Below are 10,898 nucleotides of genomic sequence, written 5' to 3'. Positions count from 1 at the left end.
TGCTGGTGGACCGGATTCAGAAGCGGGAAGAGTTAGAGGAACTGAAGGGATTACCGGGAGACTACTGGGAAGGGGTGGCATTGAATATTCCGGAGGGGATGATTAAACTGGTAAAGGATGTGATCACGGTCCTATTGGAGCGGCTGGAAGTTCCGGCTGAGGAGATAGAGGCGGTGAAGGAGCACGTAGGGAAGAAGGAGTACCAGACGATGTTTGACGCATTGGTAGAGAGTGTCTTAGAGGACAAACGGCTTGCCCGGGAAGAAGGGCGCCACGAAGGGCGGGAGGAAGGCATCCAGATAGGTACTGAGAAAAAACAGGCGGAAGCCTACCGGGAAAAACTGGAATCGGCCCGGATACTCAAGGGCTATGGCGTTTCGGTGGGGGTGATTGCCCAGAGCCTGCATCTGACCGTGAAAGAGGTCGAGTCCGCCTAGTAATACTATCCCGCCTTCCAATTAGGGTACCGGTTCAAAACTTCAGGGCTGCGGCTGCCTCATAGCCCAGAGCTTTAAACGGATCTCCGCCCGCTGCAGGGCTGCTTTGGCATTGTCAATTTCGAATTTCAACATACCGAATTCCAGGGCCTCCTGGGCCTGACGCTTGGCGGCTTCCGCCCGGGCCCCGTCTATCTCCTCAGGCCATTCCGCGGCGTCCACCAGCAGTACGGTTTTGTGGTGGGTCACCTCCAGGATGCCTTCGGTGACAAAGGCGGCTTTCCACTGCCCCTGCTTGTTCTTGACCTTCAGCACACAGGGAACCACCGGGGCGGTAAAAAAATCATGGTTCGCGTAGATCCCTATTTCCCCGTCCTGCAGGGTAAGGGTAACGGCCTCCACAGAGTCGGAATAAAAAAGCCGGTACGGGGTATACACCTCGAAGGTGAACTGGTTCGGCATGGGCTTCCCTATAGTTTGGATTTTTCCAATACGTCGTCAATACCCCCGGCCATAAAGAAAGACTGCTCGGGGATAGCGTCACATTCACCGTCCAGGATCATCTTAAACCCCCGGACCGTTTCTTTTACCGGCACGTAGCGGCCGTCCATGGCGTTGTACCGTTCCGCCACAAAAAGGGGCTGCCCCAGAAAACGCTGGATCTTCCGGGCCCGGGATACCACCAGCTTGTCTTCGGGGGAAAGTTCATCCATGCCGAGGATGGCGATGATATCCTGGAGCTCCTTATACCGCTGAAGGGTCTGCTGGGTCCGCCGGGCGGTCCGGTAATGCTCCTCCCCCACTATCGCGGGATCAAGGATCCGGGAAGTGGAGGCCAGGGGGTCAATAGAAGGGTAGATCCCCAGTTCCACGATCTTCCGGGAGAGCACCGTAGTGGCGTCCAGGTGGGCAAAGGTGGTGGCCGGGGCGGGATCGGTAAGGTCGTCCGCAGGGACATACACCGCCTGGACACTGGTAATGGAGCCCTTGGAAGTGCTGGCGATCCGTTCCTGGAGGGCCCCCATCTCGTTGGCCAGGGTAGGCTGGTACCCCACGGCGCTGGGGATCCGGCCCAGCAGGGCGGAAACCTCCGCCCCGGCCTGGATAAACCGGAAGATATTATCCACAAAGAGCAGCACATCCTGGCCGCCCTCATCCCGGAAGTATTCCGCCATGGTAAGACCTGCCAGGGCAACCCGCATCCGGGCCCCCGGGGGTTCATTCATCTGGCCGAAAACGAGGGCGGTCTTTTCCACCACCCCGGACTCGTTCATATCCTTCCACAAATCGGCCCCTTCCCGGGAACGCTCCCCTACCCCGGCAAAGACCGAATATCCCGCGTGTTCCATGGCGATATTCCGGATAAGTTCCATGATCAACACGGTTTTGCCCACCCCGGCGCCGCCGAAAAGGCCGATCTTGCCCCCTTTGGCATAGGGGGCGATAAGGTCGATGACCTTGATCCCCGTTTCAAATACCTCGGTGGCCGGTTTCTGCTCCTCAAAACTGGGGGCGCTCCGGTGGATCGAGGCGTAGTTGTCATGGGTAAAGGGCCCCCGATCGTCAATGGGCTGGCCGGTTACGTTAAACATCCGCCCCAGAACCGCTTCCCCCACGGGCACCCGGATGGGGTATCCTGAATCCACCACCTGCAGCCCCCGGGACAGGCCCTCGGTGGCGGCCATGGCGACACAGCGGACCCGGTTGTCCCCGATATGCTGGAGGACCTCCAGTACCACGGTCCGGTCCCCGTCCTTAACTTCCAGGGCATTCAAAATCGAAGGGATATATCCCGGTTCAAACCGGACATCCACCACAGGACCAACTATCTGCGTAACCACACCAATATTGCCCATTCCTCACTCCTCACTCAGGGCCTGGGACCCGGAAATTATCTCCGTTACTTCCTGGGTAATACTTGCCTGCCGGGCCCGGTTGTAGTGGAGTTGCAGGGCGGCAAGCATATCCTCCGCGTTTTTGGATGCCTCATCCATAGCGGTCATCCGGGCGCTCTGCTCGCTGGCATAGGATTCCACCAGGGCGCCGTAGATGATGCCCTTGATATACAGGGGGACCAGGGCATCAAAAACCGCCTCCTCCGACGGCAGATACTCGAACCGGAGCTCCGTCCTTTTTTGGCTTTCAAACTGGACCAGCTCGTTTTGAATCTTCTCCGCATCCAGGGGGAGTACCTGCCGCACCGCGGGAAGCAGCTTGATGGTACTGTACATGTGGGTGTATACTATATACACCTCGTCCAGCATCCCCCACAGGTATTGGGAAATAATATAATCCGCGATTTCCTTGGCGTTTTCCACCTCCGGCAGCCGGGACCGGAAGGAAAAATTCTCCAGGATCAAATACGGGGAATGGATGAAATACCGGTACCCGACGGTACCTATCAGGATCAGGATGGCATTGGGGTGTTGGGCGCATAACTCATTCACCGTCTTAAAGATATTGGCGTTATATCCTCCGGCCAGCCCCTTATCGCTGGTAATTACCAGTACGGCAACCCGGCCCGGTCCCCCGATCTTTTTTTTGCACAGATATTCACTTTCCATGGATTCGGCCCCGGCCAAAATATCGTACATGGATTTTTGGATCCGCCGGAAAAAGGGTTCCGTATCCTCCAGAATCCGCCGGCCCTTCCGCAATTTGGCCGTGGAAATAAGGTTCATCGCCTTGGTAACCTGGAGTGTCTGTTCTATGGCCCGCATCCGCAGCCGTACATCCCGTAAATTCGCCATACCTCTCCCTATCGAGCCAGTTTCAAAACTAACCGAGTTTTGAAACTGGCTCTATCGCTTACGCTGTTTAAATTCCTCAACCGCCGAGGTCAATACCTGCTCTATTTCCGCCGTGATACTCCCGGTTTGGGCGATGCTTTTGAGGGTATCATCAAACCGGGCCCTGAGGTACTCAAGAAAGGCCGAAACAAAGGCGGACACCTCCCCCACCTTAACATCCATTAAATAGCCGCCCACCGCGACAAAGAGGATCGCGGCCTGCTCTTCCATGGCATAGGGTGAAAACTGGGACTGCTTTAAGACCTCCATGAGCCGTTCCCCCTGGGCCAGTTTGTCCTGGGTGGACTTATCCAGGTCGCTGCCGAACTGGGCAAAGGCGGCCATTTCCCGGTATTGGGCCAGATCCAGCCGCAGCCGGCCGGAGATCTTCCGGATCGCCTTGGACTGGGCGGACCCTCCCACCCGGCTCACCGAAAGCCCCACGTCTATGGCAGGCCGGAACCCGGAATTAAAGAGTTCCGAATCCAGGAATATCTGGCCATCGGTAATGGAAATAACATTGGTGGGAATATACGAGGAAATATCCCCCGCCTGGGTCTCCACTATGGGAATGGCGGTAACCGATCCGCCCCCCTTTTCAGGGGAAAGTTTGGCGGCCCGTTCCAGCAGCCGGGAGTGGAGGTAAAACACATCCCCGGGAAAGGCTTCCCGGCCCGGGGGACGGCGGAGGAGCAGGGATATGGTCCGGTACGCCACGGCGTGTTTGGAAAGGTCGTCATACACCACCAGCACGTCCTTACCCTGGGTCATAAAGTATTCCGCCATGGCGCAGGCCGAATAGGGCGCCAGGTACTGCAGGGCCGCGGAGTCCGAAGCAGAGGCTAACACCACAAAGGTATAATCCATGGCCCCGTACCGTTCAAGGTTTTTTATGATCGCCGCCACGGAAGATGACTTTTGGCCTATGCCGCAGTAAATACAGTAGACATCCTTGCCCTTCTGGTTGATGATGGCGTCCACCGCCAGGGCGGTTTTTCCGGTCTGACGGTCCCCAATAATCAGTTCCCGCTGTCCCCGGCCTATGGGGATCATGGCGTCCACCGAAAGGGTCCCGGTCTGGAGGGGCACATTCACGCTGCCCCGTTCTATTACCGGGTGGGCGGGACGTTCAATGGGGAGGGTATCCTCTGTTTCAAGGGCTCCCTTTCCGTCTATGGGCGACCCCAGGGGGTTTACCACCCGGCCTACCAGGGCAGGCCCCACCGGAACCGATACGACCTTACCGGTTCCCCGGGCTTCCTCCCCGTCCTTTACCAGGGATTCCCCGCTTAAAAGTACGCAGCCCACCCCGTTTTCTTCCAGGTTCAAGATCATCCCCACAGCGCCGGAGGTGAATTCCACCAGTTCGCCGTAGACGGCCTTATCCAAACCGTGGACCGTCGCCACCGAATCCCCCACCTGAATTACAAAGCCGGTAGAATCCGAAGTAACCTTCCCTTCCCACTGTTCAATTTGTTCCTGCAAAACCTTGGTAAGGTCGCCGAAATTTACCATGAAAAACCTCCGGCGGCGGATAGATCCGCCGCCATCTTCTGTATTTGTCCCCGCAGGCTGGCATCCAGGGAAAGGCTGCCCATCCGCAGTTTACACCCGGCCAAAAGTTCCGGGACTTCGGTGATCGTGAGCCGTACCTCCCGGGCGCCGGTTTTTTGTTTCAGAAGCTCCCGGAGGGTGCGCTGAAATTCCACATCCAGCGGAGCGGCGGTTTCCACGGTCACGGGCAGGACCCCCGCCGCCCGATCCAGGACCCGTTCAATTTCCCGGATTAAAAGCTCCCCGTATTTTAAGCGGCCCTTTTTTATCAACAATACCACGGTCCCCAGGGCAAATTGCATCCCCTGGTCCCCCGGATCAAAGCCCGCTTGGATCAGGACCTCCCGCAGCATCCGGCCGGCCTTACGGGAGGCGGCGGTTCCCGAAATAACCCCGGTGGCCCGCTCCAGGGCGGGGATCAGGGCTTTTAACACCCGAAAGCCCCCTTCGGCATAGGTTCCCGAGGCGTCCACAAAGGCCGATGCCCAGCGTTCGGCGGGAAACATCAGGGGGTTTTCCCCAATTCCCGCAGGAGCAGGGCCGCCTGATTACGGCTGTCCTCCTGGGTCAGCTCCCGCCGCAGGAGCCGGCTTGCGGCGCCGAGGACCAAGGCGGCGGCCTCGGCTTTGAACTTGAGCATGGCGGCGTTCCGCTCGACCTCGACCTGCTGACGGGCATGGGCAATGATGGCGTCCGCCTGGGTCTTGCCGTCGGCAACTATCCGTTTCACCTGTTCCTGGGCGCTTTTCCGGGCGTTTTCAATGATAAGCTCCGCCTCCCCCTTGGCTTGGTTGAGCTTATCCTCATGCTGTTGCAGCAGGGTCCGGGCCTGGTTTTTATCCCGCTCCGCCTGTGCTATATCCTCCGCTATCTTTTTAGTCCGCCCTTCCATAAATTTAGTCACCGGTTTAAAAAGAATGGCCCGAAGGATAAAATACAGGATTCCGATATTAAGAATCGTAACCACAAAGGTCACCCAGGAAAAATCAAGCATAACCCAAACCTTTTAAGTTCAGCGGCTTCACCCGGCCGGAGCCGGAAACCGCCGCCGCAATTTTCATCGAACGATGAGGAGGATCGAAACCACAAACCCGTATATGGCCGTGGCCTCCGCCAGGGCGATACCTAAAAAAAACACGGTTTGTATTTTCCCCGACGCTTCAGGCTGCCGGGAAATAGCTTCGGCGGTTTTACCCGTGGCGATACCGATACCGATACCGGCCCCCAGGCCGGCCACAACCGCGATACCCGCTCCGATAAGGTACGTTAATTCCATATAAAACTCCCTATATTAGCGCTTTCAGGACGTGCTCGTCCCGGGGCGCTGTATTACTCTACCTCCACCGCCTCGGCGATAAAGAGGGTGGTTAGAAAGGTAAATACCATGGCCTGAATCAGCCCGTCCAGAAAATCAAAATAAAGGGACAAAACCGGGGGAAGGGCAATGGGGGCAACTCCTTCAATCAGGAGCATGATAATAAGGGCCCCCAGGATGTTTCCGAACAGCCGCAGGCACATGGAGGTGGGCCGGATGATATATTCCAACAGGTTAAAGGGCAGCATCATGGGCACCGGCCGGAGGAGATTTTTACACCAGCCCCCAAGGCCCCGGGCCTTAAGACCGCTGACCAACACCACCAGGATCGAGAGGATGGCCATGGCGGCGGTCAAATTGATATCCCTGGTGGGGGGCCTGATGGAAAAAGGCGGCTCATGTCCAAAGGCCCCTATGGGGGAGATGACCGGTATAATATTGGCCAAGAGCAAAAACAAAAAGATGGTTCCGATAAAGGGACCGTAGGTCTGTGCCCGGCGGCCAAAATGCTCTTTGGAGAAACGGTTGAGGAATTCCACCATGGCCTCCAGGATTACCTGGGGGCCCCGGGGAACAGCCTTTAAGCGGCGGGTCAACACCAGGGAGGCGACAATCAAAATCGCCATAACCACCCACGAGATAAGCACCGTTTCATTAATATCTATCGAACGTATCTCCTGTCCCAGTATATAGAGGGGTTTATCCTGAAAAAGGGGAATCGAAAAAATGATTTTAAATTCTTCCAAGGATCCTTTAATATCCATAATATGTTTCCTACCGGCCTCTTTTTTTAAGGTTCACGCCGCCGGTAAAGCCCATTCCCTTCCGCAAACCCCTAATCTTTTTTAAAAAAGAAATCATCCTTAAAATACTTTTTTAACAGTTCCTCCGAAACCGCGTCGTTCCGGCTCATCTGCGTATAGGTTGCCTCAAGAAAACCCTTGGTAAGATAAAAACAGCCCAAAAGAAAGAATTCCGACACCTTGGTCACAATCCCCATGGCCTGATACATCCGTACCGTACTGTCCAGGACGAAATCGGTCATGAGATATTCGATAACCACCTGCTGGGCCAGGTTAACCGCATAGATCACCTCGGAAACGGGAAAACTATCCGCCATCCGGGCCTTGCCCAATTTAACAAAAAATTCCCCCACCACGGTCCGATCCAGCCCCCGGTCCAGGGTACGGGCCAAAAGGGGGTAAAAGGGCATATCCGTCTCGATCAAACCGTCGTCGGTCAGGGCATTGTAGTTTTTTAACTGGGGAGCCCGGCGGATCTTATCCTTCCACCGAACCGCAAAATCCCGGGAATTCAAATTCAAGGTATCGATAAGTACATGATCGACCATGTAACTATCATAAACACATTAAAAAATATAATCAAGGGAGACGGTTTCAAAATACTTTTTAAAGAAAGGAGAATTCTTACGAAAGGCTGCGGTATCCTGGCAGGGAACCTGATTTCCCGGCAGGCCCGGCCTAATGGGCGGTCCCCCGGAGGACCACCGCAAGTTCCTTCCAGACGATTTTGTCCTTTTCCGCAAGCCGGGAGAATTCCTCCTGTCTGCCGTAGGCGGATAATTCGATAAACCGTTCTGTCCGGGCCAGGAGTTCCTGGAAACGCCCCTCCTGGAAGCGGATGATCCAGCGGGGAACGGTCCTGGCGGTCCTGAGGAGCCTTTCGTAATGGGGGGCGCAGAGCCCGTCCGAGGCGGTAAAGGCGGCCCGCAGGTCCGCTTCGTCCTGGCCGTCCCCGCCGGAACCGGCAAGAAAGCTCAGGTACTCCTTTTCTATTCGGTCCTGTTCCAGGCAAACCGGACAGGGGGCCCGGGGTTTGCGGAATTTTCCCGCGGCAAAGGATTTCAGCCGGTCCTCCAGGATATCCCGCCCTAAAATAGCCACCGCAAGGCCGTCCCGAAAGGATTCAAGGTGCCGGGAGTGATAGGCGCAGAACCCCCCGGCGGCACGGTAGGCCGCCCGAAAGGCCCGGTCGGAAACGTGTTCAAAAAGCAGGTTGTCCAGGTACCGTTCCGCCCGGTCGGAAATAATCCGGCAGAGGGGGCAGCCCGGTTTGGCGGCGGCCTTTTCCAGCTCAAAAAAGTTGATATGCCGGTCCACCGCTCAGCCCCGGATCTCCACGGTCCCGTCGGCGCGACCCACAAAAACCCGGGGGGAAAGCCGGGTGAAAAAGCCGTTTTCCACGATTCCGGGGATACGGTTAAGTTCGGTTTCCAAAACCGCGGGATCCACGGGCTCTTTAAACCGCAGATCCAGGAGGAGGTTCCCATGCTCGGTGATCACCGGCCCGGCTTTCCGCACCGCCTCCCGCAGGACAAGCTCCCCGCCAAAGGACTCCAGGGCCCGGCTTACGGACACCCGGGCTTCGGGGATCACCTCTATGGGCAGGGGGAACTTCAGCCCCAGGTGGTCCACCGTCTTGGTCTCGTCCACCACGATGGCATAGGCCTTGGAGGCATAGGCTATGACCTTTTCCACCAACAGCGCCCCGCCCCCCCCTTTGATACAGCAGCCCCGGGGATCCACTTCGTCGGCGCCGTCTATGGTCAAATCCAATTCCCCCCGGATCTCCGCGGAATTGAGGCTGAACAGGGGGATCCCCCATTTTTCGCATTCGATACTGGTCTGAAAACTGGTGGGAACCGCCCGGATATCCTTCAAAATTCCCTGTTGCAAGAGGAGCCCCACCTGCCGTACCGCGGGCATGGCGGTGGAACCGGTCCCCAGCCCCAGCTTCATACCGCTTTTTACCATGGTTTCTACGGCTTTTTTACCGACCAATTCCTTCATCGCCCCTTGATCCATCACGGTCCTCCTCAAATGTTTATCCGGGACATAAGCTGAGCGGGAAACTCTTCGCCGAAAAATTGGACATACTGGTACTGGGCCTGACGGATGAGCATATCATAACCGTTCCGGATCTGACAGCCTGCCTGGGCGGCCCGTTTGAGTAACCGGGTGGTTTCCGGCTTATAGATAATATCCATCACCGCCTCCCGGCCGGAAAATTCATACCATTCCAGGGGGTCCGCATTAATATCGGGGTCCATCCCCACGGAGGTTGTCTGAATAATGATATCCGAATAATTGGACATGAAGCTTATCCCCCGGTTATCGAGCCCCGCCCAGGCAAAGCGGTAACGGGCGGCCAGGTCCCGGGCACGGAACATGGTACGGTTGAGGATCAGGGCCTTCCCCTTGAGACGGTACACCTCCGCCGCCACTGCCCGGGCGGCCCCCCCGGCCCCGACAATGGTAATCCGCTTTCCCTTGAGATTTTTTGCGTTGATAAATTTGAGCAGCACATCGGAAAATCCCCGGGCGTCCGTATTGGCCCCGGCCCAGCCCTCCGGATGCCGGTATATGGTATTACAGGCCTGAATAAATTCGACATCATCCGAATAGGCTCGTAAATAGGGCAGGATCTCCTCTTTATAGGGGATCGTTACCGAAACGCCTGCAATACCGATAAGGTCCGCCAGTTTCATAAAAGATTCCAGGGAATCCGCAGGAAAGGGGATATAAACCGCATCAATATTCCGCTGGGTAAAGACGGCGTTAAAAAAAGGGGGGCTGGAGGAGATCTTCAGAGGGAAACCCACGACCCCAAAGATCCGGGTTTTGGGGGTAATCGAGCGAAACCGGTACAGATCCACCAGCTCCTGGGGGCAAAGCTGCCCCGGCGCCCCCGGGAGGATATCGTCCTCTCCCTTAACCGTGGCATAGGTCAGGTGGGAACCCAAAAACTCCGCCAGGATCCGGGTATTGGTGCCGTATTCCCCCATGCAGAGAATTATTTTTTCCACATCCCGAAGCTCCCGGGCAGCCTCGTAGACCCGGACCACATCCGCCAGGGACTGGGGCATCACCGCGGCTTTGATAATCTCGTCCCCCGCATGGATCAAGGTCCGGATCCGGCCGACCAGGTTTTGCCCAATCCCCTGAAAATCATGGAAGGAGCGGATGATCCGGGTTCCAAAGGTCCGGGCGGCCTCCTCAAGGCTGGGGACGTCCAGGTCCTCCTCCAAATCCACATAGGCAAAATTATGCCGGCGATCCGCTTCGGCAAAGGCAAGCCCCTTGGAAAAAAGAATGATCCGGGCCCCTTCCCCGCCAACAAAGGAACCGCCGTCCCGCTTCCGCCGTATGGTCAGAATCACCGGCACCTTTACCATCTCGGGGAAACGCCGGATCAGCAGCCGTTCATCCGGATCCAGGCAGTCCACCCGGAGTTCCGCCAAATCCACCTGTTTTTCGTATTTTTCCAGGATCTCCCGATCCCGGGCAAGGGTTTTTCCGGTTAAACAAAGACATACTCGGGCCATTTTTAACTCCGCTAGAAGTCGGATCGGTAAATAAACAACCCCGAGACATTGTCTTGGGGATCCAGATTAACCCGGAATATGAGGGGCCAGGACCCTCCCGAAAGGGAAGCCAGGATATAGCCGGAAAAGTTCTGGGCCCGTTCCCCCAGCACCAGGAGCGCCAGCCGCCGGGAATCCCCCAGGGTTATGCCATAGGCAGTCTTAAGCCCCAACTGCCAGACCCGGTCCCGGTAGATGTAGAGGTCCCGGTCTCCATACTCAAAAACCACATCATCCTGCCATTCCTCCCGGCCCCGGACCGGGTACACCGCCAGGGGAACGCCAAACCGGGACAGGGCCTCCGTCAGGGTAAGGCCGACCAGGGAGGCGGGATCCTCGGATTGGGCCCAAAGCTCCGTCCCCCCCAAAAACAGCAGTATCAGGAGGACCTTTATAAAACACCGAAAATCCGACATAAT

13 protein-coding genes and 1 pseudogene are annotated in these 10,898 nt (G+C 56.8%); 1 reads left to right on the top strand and 13 read right to left on the bottom strand.

The features are described from left to right. Positions 1–437 (top strand): annotated as a pseudogene (locus LQZ21_RS12165) (hypothetical protein); the annotation flags it as partial. Positions 438–479: 42 nt separating this feature from the next. Here LQZ21_RS12165 and atpC read toward each other — a convergent pair. The 13 genes from atpC to LQZ21_RS12100 all read right to left on the bottom strand — a co-directional run bounded on the left by atpC (position 480) and on the right by LQZ21_RS12100 (position 10,895). Then, positions 480–899 (bottom strand): ATP synthase F1 subunit epsilon, encoded by a 420-nt coding sequence (gene atpC / locus LQZ21_RS12160; RefSeq protein WP_411044752.1) that lies wholly within the window; start codon positions 897–899, stop codon positions 480–482. Positions 900–907: 8 nt separating this feature from the next. Then, positions 908–2,293 carry a F0F1 ATP synthase subunit beta gene (gene atpD / locus LQZ21_RS12155; protein WP_411044750.1) on the bottom strand — a complete coding sequence of 462 codons (1,386 nt, stop codon included), beginning with the start codon at positions 2,291–2,293 and terminating at the stop codon, positions 908–910. Positions 2,294–2,296: 3 nt separating this feature from the next. After that, on the bottom strand, positions 2,297–3,187 hold the full coding sequence (atpG, locus tag LQZ21_RS12150) for an ATP synthase F1 subunit gamma (RefSeq protein WP_411044748.1): 891 nt from the start codon (positions 3,185–3,187) through the stop codon (positions 2,297–2,299). Positions 3,188–3,238: 51 nt separating this feature from the next. Continuing rightward, the gene (gene atpA, locus LQZ21_RS12145) at positions 3,239–4,741 is read right to left on the bottom strand and encodes a F0F1 ATP synthase subunit alpha (RefSeq protein ID WP_411044746.1); all 1,503 of its coding nucleotides are present in this window, start codon (positions 4,739–4,741) and stop codon (positions 3,239–3,241) included. Continuing rightward, positions 4,735–5,286 carry a F0F1 ATP synthase subunit delta gene (locus tag LQZ21_RS12140; protein ID WP_411044744.1) on the bottom strand — a complete coding sequence of 184 codons (552 nt, stop codon included), beginning with the start codon at positions 5,284–5,286 and terminating at the stop codon, positions 4,735–4,737. Before LQZ21_RS12140 ends, atpA begins: the two co-directional genes overlap by 7 nt. Next, complete coding sequence (atpF, locus tag LQZ21_RS12135) at positions 5,286–5,774, bottom strand: F0F1 ATP synthase subunit B (RefSeq protein ID WP_411044743.1); 489 nt, start codon at positions 5,772–5,774, stop codon at positions 5,286–5,288. The genes LQZ21_RS12140 and atpF overlap by 1 nt, the downstream gene beginning before the upstream one ends. A gap of 63 nt (positions 5,775–5,837) precedes the next feature. Further along, positions 5,838–6,056, bottom strand: a complete 219-nt coding sequence (gene atpE / locus LQZ21_RS12130) for an ATP synthase F0 subunit C (protein WP_411044741.1) — start codon at positions 6,054–6,056, stop codon at positions 5,838–5,840. Between the two features lie 53 nt (positions 6,057–6,109). Continuing rightward, on the bottom strand, positions 6,110–6,859 hold the full coding sequence (locus LQZ21_RS12125) for a F0F1 ATP synthase subunit A (RefSeq protein ID WP_411044739.1): 750 nt from the start codon (positions 6,857–6,859) through the stop codon (positions 6,110–6,112). 71 nt (positions 6,860–6,930) lie between these two features. After that, the gene (locus tag LQZ21_RS12120; RefSeq protein ID WP_411044737.1) at positions 6,931–7,446 is read right to left on the bottom strand and encodes a hypothetical protein; all 516 of its coding nucleotides are present in this window, start codon (positions 7,444–7,446) and stop codon (positions 6,931–6,933) included. 130 nt (positions 7,447–7,576) lie between these two features. After that, complete coding sequence (locus tag LQZ21_RS12115; protein WP_411044736.1) at positions 7,577–8,215, bottom strand: hypothetical protein; 639 nt, start codon at positions 8,213–8,215, stop codon at positions 7,577–7,579. 3 nt (positions 8,216–8,218) lie between these two features. Further along, positions 8,219–8,920 carry a ribose-5-phosphate isomerase RpiA gene (gene rpiA, locus LQZ21_RS12110; protein WP_411044733.1) on the bottom strand — a complete coding sequence of 234 codons (702 nt, stop codon included), beginning with the start codon at positions 8,918–8,920 and terminating at the stop codon, positions 8,219–8,221. 11 nt (positions 8,921–8,931) lie between these two features. Continuing rightward, on the bottom strand, positions 8,932–10,440 hold the full coding sequence (locus LQZ21_RS12105) for a type I 3-dehydroquinate dehydratase (RefSeq protein WP_411044731.1): 1,509 nt from the start codon (positions 10,438–10,440) through the stop codon (positions 8,932–8,934). Positions 10,441–10,451: 11 nt separating this feature from the next. After that, entirely contained in the window at positions 10,452–10,895 is a 444-nt protein-coding gene (locus tag LQZ21_RS12100; RefSeq protein ID WP_411044729.1) for a hypothetical protein, read from the bottom strand. Positions 10,896–10,898 lie beyond the last annotated feature (3 nt).

The sequence above is a fragment of the Treponema sp. TIM-1 genome, from assembly GCF_046533115.1.
Lineage (GTDB): Bacteria > Spirochaetota > Spirochaetia > Treponematales > Breznakiellaceae > JAIRMO01.
The sequence above is the reverse complement of the archived record's forward strand: the minus strand, read 5'-3'. Positions and strand labels throughout refer to the sequence as shown.